22 protein-coding genes and 1 pseudogene are annotated in these 20,794 nt (G+C 33.2%); 7 read left to right on the top strand and 16 right to left on the bottom strand.

Features of this window, described 5'->3' with window-relative positions; all coding sequences use genetic code 11:
• A pseudogene (locus DRF58_RS19265) lies at positions 1–102 on the bottom strand (IS982 family transposase); the annotation flags it as partial.
• A 46-nt stretch (positions 103–148) separates the two neighbouring features.
• On the opposite strand from DRF58_RS19265, the gene DRF58_RS13820 reads away from it, so the two are divergent.
• Both DRF58_RS13820 and DRF58_RS13815 read left to right on the top strand, forming a co-directional pair.
• Entirely contained in the window at positions 149–1,228 is a 1,080-nt protein-coding gene (locus tag DRF58_RS13820) for a prolyl-tRNA synthetase (RefSeq protein WP_116036316.1), read from the top strand.
• A gap of 45 nt (positions 1,229–1,273) precedes the next feature.
• Positions 1,274–2,695, top strand: a complete 1,422-nt coding sequence (locus DRF58_RS13815; protein WP_116036314.1) for an OmpP1/FadL family transporter — start codon at positions 1,274–1,276, stop codon at positions 2,693–2,695.
• A gap of 72 nt (positions 2,696–2,767) precedes the next feature.
• Here DRF58_RS13815 and DRF58_RS13810 read toward each other — a convergent pair whose 3' ends face one another.
• The 6 genes from DRF58_RS13810 to DRF58_RS13785 are packed head-to-tail and all read right to left on the bottom strand — an operon-like array spanning position 2,768 to position 6,226.
• On the bottom strand, positions 2,768–3,214 hold the full coding sequence (locus DRF58_RS13810; RefSeq protein ID WP_116036323.1) for a GNAT family N-acetyltransferase: 447 nt from the start codon (positions 3,212–3,214) through the stop codon (positions 2,768–2,770).
• Positions 3,211–3,708 carry a thermonuclease family protein gene (locus DRF58_RS13805; protein WP_245955466.1) on the bottom strand — a complete coding sequence of 166 codons (498 nt, stop codon included), beginning with the start codon at positions 3,706–3,708 and terminating at the stop codon, positions 3,211–3,213. The genes DRF58_RS13810 and DRF58_RS13805 overlap by 4 nt, the downstream gene beginning before the upstream one ends.
• 4 nt (positions 3,709–3,712) lie before the next feature.
• Positions 3,713–4,306, bottom strand: a complete 594-nt coding sequence (locus DRF58_RS13800) for a Crp/Fnr family transcriptional regulator (protein WP_116036312.1) — start codon at positions 4,304–4,306, stop codon at positions 3,713–3,715.
• 55 nt (positions 4,307–4,361) lie between these two features.
• A complete protein-coding gene (ytxJ, locus tag DRF58_RS13795; RefSeq protein WP_116036311.1) occupies positions 4,362–4,736 on the bottom strand; it encodes a bacillithiol system redox-active protein YtxJ in 375 nt (124 codons plus the stop codon).
• Positions 4,737–4,792: 56 nt separating this feature from the next.
• Positions 4,793–5,485: a ZIP family metal transporter gene (locus DRF58_RS13790; RefSeq protein WP_116036309.1), complete on the bottom strand. Its 693-nt coding sequence runs from the start codon at positions 5,483–5,485 to the stop codon at positions 4,793–4,795.
• A 15-nt stretch (positions 5,486–5,500) separates the two neighbouring features.
• Positions 5,501–6,226: a class I SAM-dependent methyltransferase gene (locus DRF58_RS13785; protein ID WP_116036308.1), complete on the bottom strand. Its 726-nt coding sequence runs from the start codon at positions 6,224–6,226 to the stop codon at positions 5,501–5,503.
• A 110-nt stretch (positions 6,227–6,336) separates the two neighbouring features.
• On the opposite strand from DRF58_RS13785, the gene DRF58_RS13780 reads away from it, so the two are divergent.
• Positions 6,337–7,497, top strand: a complete 1,161-nt coding sequence (locus DRF58_RS13780; protein ID WP_116036306.1) for a THUMP domain-containing class I SAM-dependent RNA methyltransferase — start codon at positions 6,337–6,339, stop codon at positions 7,495–7,497.
• Between the two features lie 113 nt (positions 7,498–7,610).
• On the opposite strand, the gene DRF58_RS13775 is transcribed toward DRF58_RS13780, so the two are convergent.
• Positions 7,611–7,916 carry a type II toxin-antitoxin system RelE/ParE family toxin gene (locus tag DRF58_RS13775; protein WP_116036304.1) on the bottom strand — a complete coding sequence of 102 codons (306 nt, stop codon included), beginning with the start codon at positions 7,914–7,916 and terminating at the stop codon, positions 7,611–7,613.
• Positions 7,913–8,146, bottom strand: a complete 234-nt coding sequence (locus DRF58_RS13770; protein ID WP_116036302.1) for a hypothetical protein — start codon at positions 8,144–8,146, stop codon at positions 7,913–7,915. Before DRF58_RS13770 ends, DRF58_RS13775 begins: the two co-directional genes overlap by 4 nt.
• 130 nt (positions 8,147–8,276) lie before the next feature.
• On the opposite strand from DRF58_RS13770, the gene DRF58_RS13765 reads away from it, so the two are divergent.
• Positions 8,277–9,275: a glycosyltransferase gene (locus DRF58_RS13765; RefSeq protein ID WP_116036320.1), complete on the top strand. Its 999-nt coding sequence runs from the start codon at positions 8,277–8,279 to the stop codon at positions 9,273–9,275.
• Between the two features lie 84 nt (positions 9,276–9,359).
• A complete protein-coding gene (locus DRF58_RS13760; RefSeq protein WP_116036301.1) occupies positions 9,360–11,096 on the top strand; it encodes a thiamine pyrophosphate-dependent enzyme in 1,737 nt (578 codons plus the stop codon).
• Between the two features lie 58 nt (positions 11,097–11,154).
• Here the strand turns inward: DRF58_RS13760 and DRF58_RS13755 are convergent, their stop codons facing one another.
• The 6 genes from DRF58_RS13755 to DRF58_RS13730 form a co-directional block, all read right to left on the bottom strand.
• Positions 11,155–11,349: a hypothetical protein gene (locus DRF58_RS13755; protein WP_116036299.1), complete on the bottom strand. Its 195-nt coding sequence runs from the start codon at positions 11,347–11,349 to the stop codon at positions 11,155–11,157.
• A 14-nt stretch (positions 11,350–11,363) separates the two neighbouring features.
• Positions 11,364–11,966 carry a MarC family protein gene (locus DRF58_RS13750; RefSeq protein ID WP_116036298.1) on the bottom strand — a complete coding sequence of 201 codons (603 nt, stop codon included), beginning with the start codon at positions 11,964–11,966 and terminating at the stop codon, positions 11,364–11,366.
• Positions 11,967–12,017: 51 nt separating this feature from the next.
• Complete coding sequence (locus DRF58_RS13745) at positions 12,018–13,757, bottom strand: BatD family protein (RefSeq protein ID WP_116036296.1); 1,740 nt, start codon at positions 13,755–13,757, stop codon at positions 12,018–12,020.
• Positions 13,758–14,435 carry a tetratricopeptide repeat protein gene (locus tag DRF58_RS13740; RefSeq protein ID WP_245955464.1) on the bottom strand — a complete coding sequence of 226 codons (678 nt, stop codon included), beginning with the start codon at positions 14,433–14,435 and terminating at the stop codon, positions 13,758–13,760.
• A gap of 307 nt (positions 14,436–14,742) precedes the next feature.
• Positions 14,743–15,588, bottom strand: coding sequence for an ABC transporter permease (locus DRF58_RS13735; protein WP_116036293.1), 846 nt, complete (start codon positions 15,586–15,588; stop codon positions 14,743–14,745).
• Positions 15,585–16,484: an ABC transporter ATP-binding protein gene (locus DRF58_RS13730; protein WP_116036291.1), complete on the bottom strand. Its 900-nt coding sequence runs from the start codon at positions 16,482–16,484 to the stop codon at positions 15,585–15,587. The genes DRF58_RS13735 and DRF58_RS13730 overlap by 4 nt, the downstream gene beginning before the upstream one ends.
• 90 nt (positions 16,485–16,574) lie before the next feature.
• Between DRF58_RS13730 and DRF58_RS13725 the strand changes: the two genes are divergently transcribed.
• Entirely contained in the window at positions 16,575–17,921 is a 1,347-nt protein-coding gene (locus DRF58_RS13725; protein ID WP_116036290.1) for an ATP-binding protein, read from the top strand.
• A 28-nt stretch (positions 17,922–17,949) separates the two neighbouring features.
• On the opposite strand, the gene DRF58_RS13720 is transcribed toward DRF58_RS13725, so the two are convergent.
• On the bottom strand, positions 17,950–18,879 hold the full coding sequence (locus tag DRF58_RS13720; RefSeq protein ID WP_116036288.1) for an SPFH domain-containing protein: 930 nt from the start codon (positions 18,877–18,879) through the stop codon (positions 17,950–17,952).
• A gap of 193 nt (positions 18,880–19,072) precedes the next feature.
• Between DRF58_RS13720 and DRF58_RS13715 the strand changes: the two genes are divergently transcribed.
• Positions 19,073–20,722 (top strand): peptide-N-glycosidase F-related protein, encoded by a 1,650-nt coding sequence (locus DRF58_RS13715; protein ID WP_116036286.1) that lies wholly within the window; start codon positions 19,073–19,075, stop codon positions 20,720–20,722.
• Positions 20,723–20,794 lie beyond the last annotated feature (72 nt).

The following is a 20,794-nucleotide window of genomic DNA, read 5'->3' as shown; positions in this document are numbered from 1 at the left end:
AGATAATTTTGGTTTAATTGGTTTGAAATAAAAATTTTCTTTGATGGTTAATTTTCTTAATTCCTTTAAAATAAAATCGTAAATTGCATCTAGGTTATTCATAACGTATTAGATTGATAGTCAATACAATATACGAAATTTCCGTATTATGAGTAACCTTTTTTATAATGCACTACGGGTAAGCTTATTCAATTTCATCAAATCAAAAGGTTTGATATTGATTTCCAGCAGCTTTCTATTGACTTCTTGTGTAATCTACACAGGAGGTTATTCAGAAACAGATGGTGTGTATTATGACCCAAACAAAGATTCTCTTCCTGCGGGTACATATTCTGGAAATTATGGTAATCAGGTTGATGATTACTATAACTATCAAGATACTTACCCAAGTATCTATGACAACAATCAACAAAACATCCAAGATCAAAATAATCGTTATTCTTTAACAAGTGACTCCGATTGGGGCAATTTTACAGGTACAGAAACTAACTATACTAGCTTTAATAACTGGGGCTATGGTGGCTGGGGAATGGGATTTGGTTATGGCGGCTGGGGCTATCCTTACTATGGTTGGGGATGGAACAGCGGATTCAACTCTTGGGGTTGGGGAATGGGCTTCGGATGGGGCAATTCTTTCTACTCACCTTGGGGCTGGGGTAGCGGATTCTATAATCCATTCTGGGGATATGGCTATGGTGGCTGGGGAGGTTACTATGGCAGTGGATTTTATGGAGGATATCACCAACCAATTTACTATAACAGATCTGGTGCAAATGGTGGAAGACTCAATGGTATGATTTCTCAAAATAGAGTTAGCAATAGAAATAGTGATCGTTTCAATGGAATTAATAATAGCGGTTTCCGTCCAAGTAGAAATATCAGAAATGATGTTGGAACTATAAATAGTGGCATCAGAAATTCTAATAACAATATTAGAAATATCAATAACGGAGGCATAAGACAGAATGGTGGAGTAAGACAATTCCCTAATAATGGTGGCATAAGAAACACTTACCCAAGCAACGGAAATGTTAGAACTCAAAGCTATCCTAACAATAGCGGAGTAAGAACACAACAAAACAATGGAGGCTTCCGAAATGAGAGCTACTCTACACCTTCAAGATCTGGTGGAAACTTTGGAGGATTCAATTCTGGAGGAGGAATGAGATCTGGAGGTTCATCTGGCGGCGGTGGCGGTATGAGATCCGGTGGCGGAGGAAGAAGATAATCCACCACTTTCATTCATTATTTAATAAAAACATTTCATAAAAAAATGCTTAAAAAAACTTTATTACTGATCAGTATTCCTGTGTCTTTTCTTTATTTAAAAGGACAAAACACACCAGATGTTTCAGTAATTACTAATACGACTGATATATACTCGGGAAATCCTATTAATGGTACTGCTAAATATAATGCAATGGCTGGATCTATTGGGGCATTAGGAGGGGATATCTCTTCTGTTAATGTGAACCCAGCAGGAATAGGAGTTTTCATTACAAATGATGTTAATTTAACATTAGGAATCAATAATAATAAGAATACGTCCACATTTGTAGGGAAATCATTGACTAATAAAAATAATGGTACTGATATCAATAATGCAGGAGGCGTTGTAAGCTTTAATGTAGGCGATAATTCTAAATGGAAGTTCGTTAATGTTGGTGTTAATTATTCTAATCGCTCATTAGATAATACTGTAAGATCTGATGCCAATGGAAACATCAAGATTGTGGATGATTTTTCTTATCCAGACACTGTGATTAATTATACTTATCTTGGTCATATCTACGACAGAACTGGTAACCAGTCAAAGATGAACTTTTCTGTGGGGGCTAATTACGATAATAGACTTTATTTAGGTGCCGGAGTTAACCTACATAATTCCTTTTTCTCACAGTCTGACAGAGCAGGTTTCTATTCTGATGATGACAAAACTTCTCTTTTTTATGACAAGCAATATACGCCTTACGATGAACATTCTGACGGATTCTCAGCCAATATAGGTGTTATCGCAAAATTGAGTAATCAGTTTCGTGTAGGTGCAGCAATCGAGTCTCCAACATGGTGGAATATCGAGAGAGTTTATAATCAATATTACTTCAATTACAATCAAGTTGATTTATTCAGAGAAGATAGAACGTTGGTTACACCTATGAAAGCAACTTTAAGTGCTGCTTTTGTTCCAAGTAAAAACTTTGCTTTGAATGTTGATTTTATTCAAGGAATTACAAAGCCAAAATATAAAGAATATGGCGATGCAGAAAGAGAATTGAATAATTTCTTCAGCGATTCGTACAAAAATTCTTCAGAAGTAAGAGTTGGTGCAGAATATAGAATTGCTGCTTTTAGATTAAGAGGTGGTTATGCATATCAAGGTAATAGTTTTGACAACTTATCATTGTTAGGTTACAACAATGACGGTTCTACTTCTGAGCAATCTTTTTCAAACCTAATTGTTGGAAAACGAAATACAATTGGCGCCGGTTTAGGTTATGATTTCAAAGCATTTTATATTGATGCTTCTTATCAAAACATCACTTCCGAATATAGCAATCCATTTTTACAAGGAAATGTTAACAGTGATACCGGTTATTTCAACGGTGGCTATGATGTAAATAGCGAAGCTTATGCTGTTTCTAAAGTTAAAAATACAAGAAGTAATTTCTTTGTAACAGTTGGCTGGAAATTCTAAAATTTCAATTTTAAATAATAAAAAATCCTGTAAAGAAAATTTACAGGATTTTTTATTTAAGATTAGATTTTATTAATTCTTAAGAATCATCAAACTCCTTTTATGATTTTGGAAACCATAATTTTCATAGAGTTTTTTAGCTTTTTCATTGTGGTTTTCGATTTCTAAAAGAACAATTTTAAAGTTATTCTTCACCGAATAATCTTTAACAAATTCCAAAGCTTTCTTACCAAGAGATTTTCCCTGGAATTCTGGCTTTATAAACAATTCGTCTAAAAATAAAATCTCTCCACCAAATTCAAAACTAAAATATTTAGCTAGAATAATATAACCTGCAATTTGACCTTCAAAAACAATTTTGAAACATTGTCCATAATGGTCATTATTAATAAATTTTACAAAATTATCAGTCGTGATTTTTTCATCAAACGGATAAAGGTCAATCGCATAGAAGTCCTTCATCATTTGACACAAATCTGGAATATCGGAGATGTTTGCTTCTAAAATTTCGTGATTCATTTTTTCTTTTTTTCTCGCCAAAGCCAAGGTGCAATCGGGTTTTTATCTTGCCAAAGTCCTACTCTATTTTTTCGAGCTTCGGTTTCCAGCATTGCATAATCGGCATCTTTGGAATATTTTTTATAATGCCAAGCCATTCCTTGTTTTAGCATTTGTTGATTCACATTTTGACCTTTATCATTGATGATAACTGCAATCAGTCTTTTGTAACGGTCGTATTTTTCTGCTTTTACCGTAACTGTTTTTCCAAAACAAAGATTTGACAAAGCCTGTTTGGCATTGTTACCAAAAGGCTGAGTTCCTTTTTTCTCGGGAGAATCGATATGAGCTAGACGGATTTTGACGGGCGTTTTCTTATAAAGAATTTCCATCGTATCGCCGTCCATTATTCCGATAACTTTTGCAGAAAATGTTTTATGACTGAGGTTTTCTTTTAATTGACTTTGTCCGAAACTGAAAATTGAAAAGAGAATTAATACTAAAAATCTATTCAAAATATTAAATTTCAAATTTCTTCTTCGCCAATTCTTTTCTTACTCGGCTCAAACTTTCTGGTGTAATTCCAAGATAAGATGCAACCATCCATTGTGGCGCTCTGAGCATTAGATTTGGATATTTTTTCAGAAAATCAAGGTAACGTTCTTCTGCAGTTGTACTAATCAGCGCATTCACACGATTTTGAAGATTCTTGATATGATTGAACATCAATCTTTGATTTTTCTCGGCAACTTCCGGATATTCTTTGGAAAGATGTTCAAAAAAACCATCTCGGGTAATAACAATTGTACTTTCTTCAATAGCTTCTATGTAAAATCTAGATTTCTCGTTTAGTAATTGGCTTGTTGTATCAGAAATAATCCAACCTTCCGGCGCAAACTGAATCACGTGTTCTTTCCCTGCTTTATCGATTGAATACATTCTCAGTAATCCTTTTTCAACAAAAAAAGTAGCATCAGAAACTTCTCCTTCTCTGAGTATAAATTCATTTTTTTTAACTTCTTTCACTTCATAAAAAGAGGTGCAAAAATCCAAATTATTAATAGGAACGCCTAATATCTGAGATAAGTGATTGCGAAAATTCTGCTGAATCATAAATGCTTTTAAATGTTATATAACAGAAATTAAATGTCTAATTTCTTCACTTTAATTATACCGTTTCCAAGTCGATATTCTGATGAGAAGCATTTTTAACAGCTTTCCCATTTTCCAAAACGATTAATTGTGGACTCTGATGAACAACATCAAACCGAGACTCTATTTCATTAGATATTGGTCGATTGGCTAACAAATCTAAGAAATAATAAGCGTAATCTTTATCCGAAGCCTGCATTTGTTTCTCAAAATTCTTCAGTACAGTTTTGCTTATAAAGCAACGTGTTGAATGTTTGAAAATCAAGACTTTTTGTTTTGAAGATTTCTCAACAGCAGAATCTAAATCCTTTTCGGATTCAATCTTTTTCCAAAGACTTTTTGTCTGGTCCTGCTCTTCTTTTTTACCAAAAAATTGATCTAAAAATCCCATAAAATCGATTTGAGTAAAATTATGATTTTCCTACTGAAGTAGAAAATATTTTTTAATTAATGATGATGAAAAAGATGTCCACCTAGAGCTAATGCGATTCCACAAATAACAAGAATGATTTTTTGATAATCCATCTTGTGATTCTTATTACTTTCGAAAATAATAACGGATGAAATATGGAGAAAAATTCCACCAACGACAGCCAAGAAATAAACTTTCAAATTCTCATCAAAGTATTTTCCAAGTAACATTCCCAAAGGCGATGCTAATGCAAAAACCATAACAATCAACCAAAATTTAGTAGAGAAATTTTTGCTGTGAGCCAAGAAACTTCCCAAAACAAAGGAAATAGGAATGTTATGAAACAAGATTCCCAAAAGATAAGGCGACAAGTTCTCTTTCTCGTGCGACAAAGGAATTCCTTCTATAAAAGCGTGAACAAAAAGTCCAATAATCAATGCGACAGGAATGATAGAATGTTCGTCGGAATGATGATGAAGATGTCCGTGTTCAAAACCTTTTGTCAAACTTTCCAACAACATCTGAATCAAAACACCGAGAATCACAAAAATCCCAATATTATGGTCTTCGGAATGATAGACTTCCGGAAAAACCTCGTTCAAGCAAATCGTTATCAGAAAACCTGCACTTAGAATAAGAAGATTTTTGGCGAATTGTTGTTTGCTCCCGAAATATTTTCCAAGAAAAACACCAATCAGAACACTTAATATCAGTAGAAGTATAATCATTTTAAAACTTGATTCTTATTTCTTTCTAAACAAATTAATACATCTTTGCGAATTCTTTTCATCAAAATCATTCAGTTGATAATCGCCCCAACGTTTGATGAGTTCAAAACCGAATTCTTCTGCAAAGTTCAGAATTTTCTCCGGAGAAGTCAGTTTTACACGCTCAAAAAAATGATGTTTTTTATCATCCGCTTCAAAATCGATTTTCTTCATAATATATTCGCCTTCAATATGTTTTTTGATATTGAAAACGATATTTTCTCTTTCGATAGACATCTGTGGCGTAATCATTTTTCTGACATATTCTGCATTCAAGAAATCGAGAACAAAATAACCATCATTCTTCAAAACATCAGAAACAGAACGGAAAACACTTTTATCTTCTTCTTCCGTTTCAAAATATCCGAAACTTGTAAACAAATTGAAAACCGCATCAACAGGCTCATTCTCAATTTTATTTCTCATATCGTGAACTCGGAACTTCAACGATTCAGATTCGAATTGTTTATCATAATTGATACTTTTTTCCGACAAATCCAGACCAAGAACATCATAACCCAATTTATTAAGATATATCGAGTGTCTGCCTTTTCCGCAAGCCAAATCAATTATTTTGGAGTTTCTTTCTAGTTTCAGAAAATCAGTCAAAAGATTCAAAAAATCTTCTGCTTCTTTGTAATCGTGATTTTTATAGAGAATATGATAATATGGTGTATCAAACCATTCTTCGAACCATTGCATCCTACAAAATTAAGAAAAAAGATGCGAGACGTATAGATTATAGACAATAGATTTTAAAGGATTTTCATTTGTCTTTTATCTATCATCTAATAATCTATTATCTTTGCGCTATGAATACAGATAATCTGCAAATACAAATCAAAACTTTCTTTGGACTAGAACAGGTTTTGGCTGAGGAAGTTAAGAAATTAGGAGGTAAAAAAGTGGAAGCTAAAAACCGTGCGGTAACTTGCGAAGGCGACCTTGGTTTTCTTTACAAACTGAACTACTCTTGCAGAACAGCCGTTAAAATCTTGGTTCCGATAATGGAATTCAAGGCTTACAACGAAACTAAATATTACGATAAGTTATTCAAATTTGAATGGGACCAGTTTTTGGAAAAACATCAGACTTTTTCTATTGATGCGACCGTAAACTCAGAAAGGTTCAATCATTCTCAGTTTATGACTTTGAAAATGAAAGACGCCATTGTGGATTATTTTCAGGAAAAATATAAAGTAAGACCAAGCGTAAATAAGGATAATCCGGACATCAAATTCCATCTTCATATTGATAGAGAACTGGTTTCAATCTCTCTTGACAGCTCTGGCGATCCGCTTTTTAAACGTGGCTATAGAAAGGAACAAACAGTTGCGCCAATCAACGAAGTTCTTGCAAGCGGAATGCTACAATTGGCAGGCTGGGACGGAAAAGGCAATTTCCTAGACCCTATGTGTGGTTCTGGAACTTTGCTTATAGAAGCAGCGATGCTTGCAATGGATTTGCCGGCTCAGACTTTCCGAAGATATTTTGCGTTTCAGAATTGGAAAAATTATGATTCAGAATTATTCAAAACCATTAAAGAAGTTCGATTGAACCGCGTGAAGGAATTCACTGGAAAAATAGTTGGTTACGACATCGATTCTGAAGCTTTGAACGTTGCGCACAACAATGTTGAATCTGCTGAAATGGAAGATATTATTACTCTTAGACATAAAAATTTCTTTGATTCTGAGAAAGATATGTTTCCATTACTAATGGTTTTCAACCCGCCTTATGATGAGAGAATTTCTATCAATGATGATGATTTTTATAAAAAAATCGGAGATACTTTCAAACAACATTATCCAAATACTTTGGCTTGGTTGATTTCTGCCGACCTAGATGCACCTAAGAAAATTGGATTGAGACCTTCTCGAAAAATCAAATTGTTCAATGGAAAATTGGAGACGAGATTTTTGCAGTACGAGATGTATGATGGGACGAAGAAAGTCCATAAAATCAAGGAATGATTGGAGATATAATAGAATTAATTTCTGAGTTTTTTAATCTATTTTCTAATAGAAATGGAAAAAAGAATAATGATAAAGAAGCAAGAAAACATTTCAAAAATTTGAAATAAAAACTACTTCCTTTCAGAAAAATCCAGATTTTCTCGTTTAGCAAATTCTATTGCAATTACAACAATTTGGTTTCGTTCTTCATCTAGAAAATAATGTAGATGATAGGGAAATTGTTTCAAAAGATGCATCCTAATGTCTTGATAAATTATATCATTCGCATTAGGATTTTCTGTGATAAATATTTTTGCTTCCTTGATTCTTTCTAAAAATTGTTTTGCAAGATTGGCACTGATATTTTTATAATAATCTCTTGCTTTTTTGACATCAACTTTAGCAAGATAGGTTATTACGATTTTATATTTTTTCATAAATCGTTTTCCAGATCATCGATGAATTGATCAAAATCGGTTGCGTTTTCAGGATTTTTTAAATAGTCAGCTTTTCTCTCGTTGAGAAGATTTTGAGTTTCTTTTGAGATTTGAAATTGATCATCAGAAGGAAGAATAATTACTTCTACCCTTTTTGCCTTAAAATCTTCTGGAAGGGTGATTTGGAAAGAATTATCTTTCACATCTACAAACTGTCTGATAGCATCCATAATCAATAATTTTCTAAAACGAATTTACAAAATAATAGATTAATCCGGTCTTTATTGTTAAAACTTCTTGTCTTCTTTTCAGAATCAATCCTTTTTCAATACTTTTGAAAATCATTTTCAAATTACCAAATTGAATCCAACAATCTCCATAATCATAGCCATTTTCAACAGAAAGGACGAACTGTTTGAACTTCTTAATTCATTATCTCATCAGACTGATAAAGATTTTGAAGTCATTATTGTGGATGACGGTTCTAAAATTAATCTGCTTCCGACTGTGGAAACTTTTGAAAACCTGTTGGATATTCATTTTTTTAGAAAAGATAATTCTGGTCCTGGATTGAGCCGAAATTATGGAGCAAAACGAGCAAAAAATGATTGGTTGGTTTTTGTAGATTCGGACGTAATTGTAGAAACAGATTACATTGAAAATATCAAAAAAAATCTGACAGAAAATCCTGCAGATGCTTTTGGAGGCGCAGATAAAGCACACAAAGGTTTTAATCTGATGCAGAAAGCAATCTCCTACTCTATGACTTCGGTTTTTACAACTGGCGGAATCCGTGGCAATAAAAATGCTGTGACGAAATTTCAACCTAGAAGTTTCAATATGGGAGTCAATAAACAAACTTTTTTGAAAGTCGGCGGTTTCTCTGAAATGAGAATTGGTGAAGACCCAGATTTGTCGATGACGCTTTGGGAAAATGGATTTACGACAAGTTTCTATGACAATATCGACGTTTATCACAAACGTAGAACAGATTTTGGTAAATTCTCAAAACAGGTTTATCAATTTGGTTGTGCGCGACCGATTCTTAATCAAAGACATCCGAAATATGTAAAACCAACTTTTTGGTTTCCAAGCTTATTTTTGCTGGGATATTTTGTTGGGATTATTCATTATTTCGTTTGGGGAAACGGATTGATAATGGCTTTGTACGGACTTTATACATTTTTGGTCTTGATTCACGCTTTAATTTTAACAAATAACATTAGTATTGCTTCAATGGCTGTAATTTCAACTTATATCCAAATGTTTTCTTACGGTTATGGATTTTTGAAATCTTGGTTCAAACTCAACATTCTGAAACAATCTCCACGAGAAGCTTTTCCGAAACATTTCCATTGATTTAAATTAACATTTAATTATTAGTTTCAAATAGTTACTTGGAATATTTTTTGTAAATTTTGATATAATCACAATCATAAAACTATGGCAAAAAATATTGCAGATCAATTTGTTGAAATCCTTGTAAAAACAGGAGTTAAACGTATATACGCTGTCACTGGAGACAGCCTTAATTTTTTAAATGATGCTATAAAACGTGAAGGTTCTATCAAATGGATTCACGTAAGACACGAAGAAGTAGGAGCATTTGCAGCGGCGGCGGAAGCTGAATTAGAAGGATTAGCTGTTTGTGCCGGAAGCTCCGGACCAGGTCACGTACATCTTATCAACGGTTTGTATGAAGCTAACAGAGGAAATGTTCCAGTTCTAGCAATAGCGTCTACATGTGAAAGTTCGGAATTTGGAACATCTTATTTTCAAGAAACTAATACCATCAAATTATTTGACGATTGTTCTGTTTATAATCAAGTAGCTAATACACCAGAGCAAGCTCCAAGAATGTTACAAGCTGCTCTACAACACGCTATTTCTCAAAAAGGTGTTTCTGTTTTGGGCGTTCCTGGTGATCTCTTCGAAGCTAAATCAGAAAAAAATATAAGTTCCGATCTAGTATTCAAAACAAATCCAAGAATCATTCCTTCTGAAGAAGAAACCAATTGGATTGCAGATCATCTTAATTCAGGAAAAAAAGTAGCCATTTATTGTGGAATTGGAGCTTCTGAAGCTCATACAGAAGTTATTGCTATTGCAGAAAAGCTGAAAGCGCCGGTGGGATATTCTTTCCGTGGAAAAATGGGTATTCAGTACAATAATCCTTATGAAGTAGGAATGACAGGTCTTTTAGGTTTACCATCTGCTTTCAAAGCAATGCATGAAGCTGATGTAATTCTACTCCTTGGAACAGATTTCCCTTATGTGAAATTTATGCCTGTTAACAAAGTCATTATTCAGATTGATGACAAGCCAGAACGCTTGGGAAGACGAGCCCAATTGACAAGAGGATTTGCAGGAAAAATCAAAGATTCATTAATCAATCTTTTGCCATTAATTAAAATCAATGATAACCGTGATTTCCTTGATAAGCAATTAGAATTTTATCAAAAAGTAAAAAATAACCTTCGATCTTACGTTGAAGACAAAGGTAAAGAAAACCATATCTCTCCAGAATTTGTTGCAGAAACAATCAATCTAAAAGCTAATAAAGATACCATTTTTACAGTAGATACAGGGATGTGCTGTGTTTGGGGAGCAAGATATCTTGAAGCAACTGGTGAGAGAAAACTTTTAGGATCTTTCAGTCACGGTACTATGGCGAATGCAATGCCAATGGCAATTGGAGCACAATTATCCAATCCGGACAAACAAGTAATTGCACTCTGTGGCGATGGCGGACTTTCTATGCTATTAGGAGATATTGCAACAATCAAACAATACAATCTTCCCATCAAAATTATAGTTTTCAACAACCGCTCATTGGGTATGGTAAAATTGGAAATGGAAGTGAACGGAATTCCTGATAATGAAACCGATATGGTAAATCCTGATTTCGGGTTATTAGCTCAAGCTTTTGGTATCAAAGGAATCAATGTTACAGATCCTGAAAAAGTGGAAACAGCAATACAAGATGCTTTAAATATTGATGGTCCTGTTTTGGTTAATGTTTTCACGGATCCTAATGCTTTGGCAATGCCTCCAAAAGTTGGCTGGGAGCAGATGAAAGGAATGGGTGTCGCGATGACAAGGATGATGCTAGATGGCAATTTCAAAGAAGTAGCTGATACGATTAGTAGTAATTATAAACATATCAAAGAAGTTTTGTAATATCAAAACCCGCTTATAAAACAACAAAAAACGCTTCAGAAATCTGAAGCGTTTTTTGTTATTTTCTCTCTGCCAATTTGCTCCAAGTATGGAGAATGTAAACGACAATAATTCCTAAAATCGCTGACGAAATGGAGAATATGAATTTGGTATTTTCATCATCAAGAAATCCTGAACGCCAATCGATAGCGTAGAAATTGATTCCAATAAAGATGATGAATAGAACCAAAAATACTTTATAAAACGTCTTCATTTTTCGTTTAATATTTAAAAGTGAATATAATTTTGAAACAGTTGTGCAAAGTTAGCGGTAAATAATTTAATAGAGATAGCTAAAAGAATAATTCCGAAAACTTTTTGCAAAACCTGTAAAGAACCTTCTCCCATTTTTCTTTCTATCCAAGGTGCAATCTTCAAAACAAGATATACAAACATTGTGTTGAGGATGATTCCGCAAATGATATTAATATCGTGATATTCTGCTCTTAATGATAATGTAGTTGTCAAAGTTCCTGCTCCTGCAATTAGAGGAAACGCAATCGGAACAATAGAAGCTGCTTGTGGTTGATTGGTCTTATGAATCTCTATACCCAAAATCATTTCTATCGCAATAATAAAAATCACGAAAGCACCTGCAATCGCAAAAGAATTAACATCTACTCCAATAAATTTTAGGATTTTGTCTCCAATAAAAAGAAAAGCAATCATCAATAGCCCAGCTACAATTGCAGCTTTCTCGGATTCGATTTTTCCGAATTTTTGACGAAGGGAAACAATTATGGGAACCGAACCCAAAATGTCGATTACAGCAAACAAAACCATAAAAGCCGTCATTGTTTCTTTGATTGAAAACTCTTCTAAGAATTCCATAAACTCGATTTTAAAGATTTCGCAAAAATATAAAATATTTTTGACAATTTATTAAAGTATTTTATAAACATCTTCTATTTCGTTCAATATTTCAGTTTGTTTTTCTTTGGAAGAATATGGAGAGTACTTTTCGATATTGATCTTTGCTATTAATTGATTATACTTCTCAAGTTCACTCAATCCAAAATTATTTCTTAGATAATCGGAAAAAGTAGAAGAATAATGAGCTAAACAATACTCATCGGCATCAGTTTTCAACTCTTCAAAAGCCTTGAAAAATTCGGAAGGTTGACTTTCGTTTATTTTTTTATTCAGATAATTGAAATAAGAATCCGCTTCAAATTTCTTTTTATTTCTCAAAAGAGCTTCAGTTTCTTCTATATTCACAATTGGTTGAGTAGAAGTAGTTTTCTTTTCAAGAAGAAGCTTCTTTTTGTCTTTGATTTTCTTGTTGAAATAAAGAAATAAAAACGCACCAATTCCTACAATGGAAAGGTTTCCAAAAATAACAAACCAGCGGATATCTTTATGTTCTTTTACTTTCAGTTTTTCTGTACTTATAACAGGAGAGTCTACTTTCTCCAAAACATTATTAGTATAATCATTTACTTTCTGCAAAGTCGTTTTTGCATTAGCAATATCTTGAGCATTAAGCGCTTTGAGTGTCAAAAACTTGGAACCTACTTCAACATATTTTTCTTCTTTTGGATCAAAGTAAGAAAAGCTTTCCGTAGCAATTTTCAAATCGCCTCGTTTTTTGGGAATAATGATGTATTGTGCTTCCACTTCCCCTTCAATGCCTTTGGTTGTTGGAACAGAATTGTTCAAAATCTTAGGCTCAAAGATTTCGTAATCGGGAGAAGGTAAAATTTTCGGAACAATTGAAGGTGAAAGATTGCCACAACCTGATACTTTCACAGAAATATTAAAAGCTTTGTTAATTTCAAGATTTTCTTTGCTTTTATCAGTCATTTCAATTTTAACATTGTACTTCCCCACCGCATCTTTAAAATTGTCAGGAGCGCCTGCTGGTAATTTTTTAACATTAAGTTTTACCTTATTGGAAACCAAACTATTTTTATGGTTCGTAAATGCCACTTCCACAGGGGGAACATCCATAACCCCAGCTACTTTTGGTACAATTACAAACATCCCGATAATCTGTGAAGAATAGTTATTCTCAGAATCCTCTATTGACTCATCAAAGTTAGCAATTGAACGAATCGCAAGGTTTCTTACAGGTTCAAATTTGGCAGGTTCTAGATTTCTGAAATTTGAAATATTTCTTGAAAAAGCTTTTAAAATAACTACTGCCGGTTCGTCCATATAAACCTCTTTTTCCTCCACCTGCATGGTCAAGTACATACTTTTCGCAGGATTATTAGCAACTGCAATAGGTTTTTTTTCTGCTTCTTTTACAAAAATATCGAAAGGTTCTGTTTTGTATATCTTACCATTAACTCTTACCAGAGCAGAACCAATTTTAATATTTCCAGTTTGTTTTGGCACCAATGCAAATTGATAAGCCATTTGATTGATTCTAATCTTTTTCACAGGGTCAATCAACGTGTTCTGCTCAGATCCATAATCGGAATTGAATTTAGAGAGATCCGGCATTTTCACAGGAGTTTCCTGAACTAAGTCTTCACCAAAAATCTCCAAAACTACTGTAAACAAAATTGGAGTATTTACTTTAGCTTCTGTTGTATTAAGCTCAGAATAAAAATTAACCTGAGCAAGGGAAAATACCGATGCTAATGTGAATAATATGTATAAATTTTTTCTTATCATTTACCAATCTTTTTCGTTGCTTTGTGGCATCGAATTGGCTTTTTTGTTTAAAATTCTTCTCGCAGTTTCTTTTTCACGATTTTCTATATCTCGCAAAATCATTTTTTCTGCTTCTTCCGGTATTTTATTTTCCTCTTTCTTAGGCTGATTCGGTTTTCCTTGGTCATTTCCTTTTTGATTGTCACCTTTACCGTCCTGCTGTTCTTTTTTCTGGCTACCTTTCTCAGAATCATCTTTGTTTTTCTGATCTTGATCACCACCTTTTCCTTTGTTCTGTTTTTGTTTCTGCTTATCCTTTTTCTCTTTGTCTTTCAGCATGGCAATCTCATAATTTTTTCGGATTGCTTCGTTATAAGGATCTTGCTTCAAAGCTTTTTTATACAATTCAGCTGCTTTATCAGGATGATTAGATTGCATCTGCACATTACCTTGATTATAAATTGCTGCTGCTTTTTCATATTTACTTTTCGTCAACTTTGTAGCTTTTTCATATTCTGCAGTTGCCTCTTCGTACTTTTTGCTTTTGAACAAAGCATTTCCGAGATTATAATGCGCTGTATAGTTTCCGTTTTTTTCAGCTATGGCTTCCAGATATTTACTAGAAGAAGCCTCATATTCTTTGGCATCAAATTTTTTATTACCTTCATAAACCAAAGCATTATAACTCTTCTGCGCCATTAAAATTTGCGAAGAGAAAAGCATACAGAATACAGTAATAATAAATCTAAAATCCATTAATACAAAATTATCCGTTTTATTGTTAAAATCAACAGTTTAAAAGTTAAAATTGGGTTAAAAAAACCTTTAAAATAGGCGAATTTGTAGATAAATATCTACAAGAAAAATCAAAAAACCATCAAAATTAATTTTGATGGCTAGATTCATAAACTAATCTTTGATATTATATAAATTACAAAAAACCTTAATTAAATCAACCTAAAACATTACTAATAAATAACTTGAGCTACTTAATCAAAAGCAATTCCTACCAATCTTTTTTCTTTAGAATCCAATAACTCCCTGCTATAAAAATAGTTGACCAAATAATACAAGCAACTACACTTCCCCAAGGATATTCGAATTTGAATTGCATTCCTAATAATTGCGCCATATTTGTTCTCACTAATGGATTTGGAATCAGATTCGACATACTTTCCAGAGGCAAATAATCTGTGTAATATGTTGTTGAATTCAAAGCTTGAGCTCTTTGCAACTCCGTAACATTATGTTGAATACTAAATGAGTCAATAAAAATCAAGATTTTCTCCGCAAACCAAAACATAAAGAATCCAAGAAATACAAAAATCGATTTTCTAAAAAGAATAGACAGAAACATCAAGAATGAAAAGAAACTAAACAACTTCAAAAAGTAATTGAATACAAAATAGATTTCTTTAAAAATCAAATCACTTTCTTGAGTCGAAGAATAACTTTTACCTAGAATAAAAGCTAGAACAAAAACAATCAACGTAGAAAAACCAGTAAAAACCAAGATTGTCAAAAGTTTTGAAAAAATAAATTCTTCTCTACTCAGTCCATCAATTAGATTCTGCTTGAACATTCTATTGCTAAATTCCTGACATATAGAGAAAACAATAATACAACCAAGGAAAATTTTCAACAACCCCACAATATAAGTGGTGAAATTCCAAACTCCGGGAAAATTATACATTCCCTGCTCTTTCAGGTTTACTTTATTTCCGAAAATATCAAAATCTATCAGACCAATGAAAAGCAATGCAATCAAAACGATGAAATACAATCCGGCAAAAACCTTAAAAGGTCGGTAATTTAGATTTTTGAGGTATTCTAATTTTAATAATCTTATCATGAGTTGGATTGTTTTACAAGTTCTAGGAATTGAGTTTCAAGGCTCTCTTTTTTCTTCTGAAGATGAGACAAAGAAATTCCTTTTTCGAATAGTTTTTTATTAAGTTCTGATGCAGAAATATCATTAGAAATTTGAGCAATAATAAGATTATCTCGTTCTTTTACAGAAGAGAAAATCCCGAAAGATTCTAAAGCAGAAACAAGCTCAGAAAGATTATCCGCTTTCAGTTCAAAGAATCCTTTTGTATTACTCATTGCGTCCACAGAACCTGAATAAATTGCATTTCCCTGTTTCAAAACGATAACGTGGGAACAGATTTTCTCTATCTCGTCCAAAAGATGGCTCGCCACAATAATCGTAGTTCCTGATTTTGCAATTGAATTGATAATGTCTCTGATTTGAATAATTCCTTCCGGGTCGAGTCCGTTTGTAGGCTCATCCAGAATCAAAACCTCCGGATTCGCAAGCAAAGCTGAAGCGATTGCCAAACGTTGTTTCATCCCCAAAGAATAAGTTCGGAAAGCATCTTTTTTCCTTGAAATCAGATTGACAACTTCTAGAACTTCATCAATTCTATTTTTAGAAACGCCTTTGATTTCAGCAACGATTTCAAGATTCTTTTCCGCGCTCAAATAAGGATAGAAATTCGGTTGCTCGATTATAGCTCCGATTCTTTTGAGTGTATTCGTATCGGTTCCTTCTTTTCCAAACCACTTCCAGCTACCGGAAGTAGGATTGATTGTAGAAAGTAACATTCCGAAAGTAGTTGATTTACCGCTTCCATTTGGTCCGAGAAGACCATAAACATTACCTTTTTCTACATCGAAGGAAATATTATTAACCGCAATGTGTTTGAACTTTTTGGTTAAGTTTTTTACTTCCAGAATTTTTTCCATAAAAGATATTTATATACAAGTCTGATTCTTTACTTGATTGTTACTTTGATTTGTACAGTTTTTGTTTAAATTCATAAAAACATTTTAATAATGATTCAAAATATCACAGAATTTTCTAAAAAACTGGACATTTCCGAAGAAAGCATCAAACAATTTATTCAGGATTTTAATCTTGAGATTTCTGATTGTCTTTCTCCGAATCTCAATATTACCCAAAATTTTGAAAAATTTGCTAAAGAAAAGCAGGAATTTTTGAAAAAATATGATGAGGATTTGAATAGTGAAAAAACAACTGATGATATTTCAGAAAAAATCAATCAACCCAAAGAAAAAGTTGAAGAAATCATTCAAGATCAATTTCCTAATATTTACGACAACGGAATTTACAAATCATCAATTTCAACCTTTAGTATAGATAATCAACTTGGTGGAAATTATCAGTTTGTTTATAATTATTTTGGAGACAAAACCGAACTTAAACAAAGAGATTTCATAGGTTATAGAGATTTGTTTTTCTACATTTCTGATATGTTGGAACCTTTTCTCAATCCGGAACAATCTGAAAATTGGGGAATACAGAAAGCTGCAGGAATCGTGGTTTATGGACCTCCGGGAAGTGGGAAAATCTTCTGGGCAAAGAAAATTGCCGAAATGATTGATTTTGATTTTTTTGAAATTCGAAATTCTCAATTAAAATCAATTTTAATTAATGATAAACAATCCAACTTTGAAGAATATCTTTCTCAAATGCTCAAAAAAGAAAAGACGATTCTGTTCTTAGAAAATTTTGATGAAATAATGATGCAAAGACAGGAAAATCAAACCATCAATCCGGATTATGAAGACGTCAAAGAAAGTACGCTTCACAACATCGAAAAGTTTGAAAAAGAAAACATACTGATGATTGGTTCAGCAAAAGAATTAATTGGAATAGAATCTGAGATTTTGGCTCCGGGAAGATTTGATGTTTTGATTCCGGTTTTTCCTCCAAATAAACAAGAACGAGCCGAAATGTTGCTTTTCAATATGAAAAAAAATCTCAATGAGAATGCAACTTTACTTAAAATATTAAAAAACAACAAAGCTGATGAAATCCCTTTCTGGAAAGAAACCGCTGAAAAAATGAAGGTATTTTCCAATACAATGCTTGTCGATTTCACACAAAGTCTCAAAAAGCGAATCCGAAGTCTTTATTTGAAAAACAAAACAGAAAACATCCAAATCAGCCACGGAATTTTAGAAGCTTGCCTAAAAGAATCCGCATCTAAATTAACCGGAGAATATCTCAATAATGTTCAGGAATTTTTATCTGAAGCTAAAGATAATTCTTATGATCGTTTTGCAGGAAGAATAGAAGATTTGAAGCAAGAACTTCAGGCTTACAAAGCGAAAGAAGAACCAGTAAGAACAATTGGATTTAATATTAACGATGAATAAAAAAAGCCTGAATAATTAGGCTTTAGTTTTATAAAAATTTTGGATTTTGTCGGTTCGGTTTTGAACTGTCAACGTTATCAATTTGTTTTGAAACCGCCATTGCCGCAACCAAATCATTCAACATAGAACTTGCTGCAGTTGGTGTATTAGGCAACAAAACAAGATTTGAACGGTTGTTTGCTCCAATGGATTGCAACGTATCATAATGCTGTGTCACAACAATAAGAGCTGATGCTTCATGCGGTTCTATCTGAACACTGTTCAACATTTTCACAGATTCTTCCAGACCCTTTGCAATTTCTCGTCTTTGATCTGCAATCCCTTGTCCTTGTAGTTTTTTGGATTCAGCTTCAGCTTTTGCAACCGCAACGATTCTGATTCTTTGTGCTTCAGATTCGTATTCTGCGGCTGTTTTTTCACGTTCCGCAGCGTTGATTCTGTTCATTGCGTGCTTTACTTGTTCATCTGGGTCGATATCAGTTACCAAAGCTTTGATTATATCATAACCATAACTGTTCATCGCTTCCTGAAGCTCACCTTTTACCGCAACAGCAATGTCATCTTTTCTTACAAAAACATCATCCAATTTCATTTTCGGAACTTCTGCTCTTACCACATCAAAAACGAACGAAGTGATTTGAGATTCAGGATTTTCCAATCTGTAATAAGCATCTCCAACCTGAGTTCTTATAACTTGATACTGAACAGAAACTTTCATTTTAATAAAAACGTTATCCAAAGTTTTTGTATCAGTCATCACATCCAATTGTTGAATTCTGAGATTCATTCTTCTAGAAATCTGATCGATAAACGGAATTTTAAGTTGAAGACCCGAATGTCTTACTGAATGGAATTTTCCCAAACGTTCAACAATCGCAGCTGTCTCTTGTTTCACTGTAAAGAAAGAAGCGAATAATGTAATCAGTCCAAAAAAGACGATAATCCATATAAATATCATAGTGTTCAATTTTTCTTAAAGATAGCTTTTTCTGAGGAGAAGTACAAGTTTAAATTTAACATTGAAGACTTGCTACTGATATTATTAAAACATCAATACAATCAATAAAAACAAAAATTAAACCCATAAAAATAATCAACCAAAAGCCATTATTGATAAAGATTATCTAAATTTATTATGATAATAATCTAATATGAAGAAAAAACTACTATTTGCTTTTGCAGGACTTGCGATAGCACCATTTTTTAAAGCTCAAAATGTATCAGTTTTCAACGATGTTCCTTTTTACAGTATGTATCATTATCTAGGAGAAGGGCAAACAATGCCACCAGAAGCCTATTCTCAAATTCCAGCAGGTGCAATACGTTTACATGCTTATGAACAAGATATAATTTCCAGAAAATTAACAGATACAGAAATTGCATCCATTGGAAGCAGCGTAAAAATGAATATTGTTTTGACAGCCGCTTGTGATAATTATGATAGACTTGCAGGTGTTAACTTAGTTTTAGTTCCAAAAGGAAGCACAACTTATACTTTTGACCAGGCTGATATTAAACGTATCGAGGTTGGACGTTTTATCACACCTTTCATGAATAAAAATGCTACAATAAAGCAAGTTCCTTATAGTTATCAGGTAGATAATATTTCTAATATTTTACACGATTCTAATTTAGCGGCTGTTTATGATTTTTGGATTGAGTTTCGCGCAGACGGTTATTCCGCAGCAGCGAACACTCAAGTTGCTGGTTGCGCAGACAGAACAGATGTTTTCCGTGGGAATTTAGAATTTGTTACAAGTGGAACTGCTAATCCAACACAAAACTTCTTATTACCTTTATCTTATCGTCAAAACTTAAACAATTACAATGCTACTGATGTTCCGGGAGAAACAACAAGATTGGTAACATTTACATTAGATCAAGCTGTTCCAAATGCTTTTTTACATTTGATAACTTCCAATCATGGTTCTAATTCCGGAGGTGAAGAGTATGTGAAAAGAATTCATAATGTTTATCTTGATGATCAATTAGTAAGTCAATATATGCCAGGCGGTAAAAACTGTGAAGACTACAGACAATACAATACGCAAGGTAACGGCATTTATGGATCGACAGCAAAAACCTTAAGAGGCTGGATCTCCTGGAACAACTGGTGTCCTGGTGATGTAATCCCAAACCGTGAGGTTAATCTTGGAAATCTGTCTGCTGGAGCACACACAATCAAAATAGATGTTCCAGATGCCGTTTTCGCAGCACAGCAAGGTTACTTTCCTATATCAATGTATATTCAGAATCAAAAGAACGGCGATGTAATATGTGCTGCTCCTTATGATTTTAAAATAGCAAGCCAAGTAAGTACAAAAGTTGACCTTGAATGGAAAGAATCTGGATCGTCCAACCAATGGCAAACACTTTGGGGAAGAAGAAACGTCTTCGTAGCATCCGGCCAAGAAACCTATCGCGATATTGAAAACGAACCCAAAGATTCTCGTAGCGACCTAAATTTGAACTGGTTTTATGAAACCTATGTAAAATCAAAATGTGCCGATGACAAGAGTAGTGTTTGGTATGGTCCCCTTTACACAAGTCAAATCAAATTGGGAACAGATGAAGTCAATACAAAAAAGTCTTCTGTCTATCCTAATCCAGTAAAAGATTTTATCAATATTAGCTCCACAGCGAAAGTGAATAAAGTTTCTGTTTATAATGTTGATGGTAAAATATTACTAGAAGACTACTCTACCAAAATTAATCTTTCAAAGTTACAGTCAGGAGTTTACCTTGTTAAAATTGATTTCACTGACGGTAAATCAGAAACACAAAAGATTATCAAACAATAATCGTTGTTTTAAAATATTATATTCAAAATCCTGCATGGTTGCAGGATTTTTTATGTCAAGCAAAAATATTTA

Source organism: Epilithonimonas hispanica, assembly GCF_003385395.1.
GTDB lineage: Bacteria > Bacteroidota > Bacteroidia > Flavobacteriales > Weeksellaceae > Epilithonimonas > Epilithonimonas hispanica.
The sequence above is the reverse complement of the archived record's forward strand: the minus strand, read 5'-3'. Positions and strand labels throughout refer to the sequence as shown.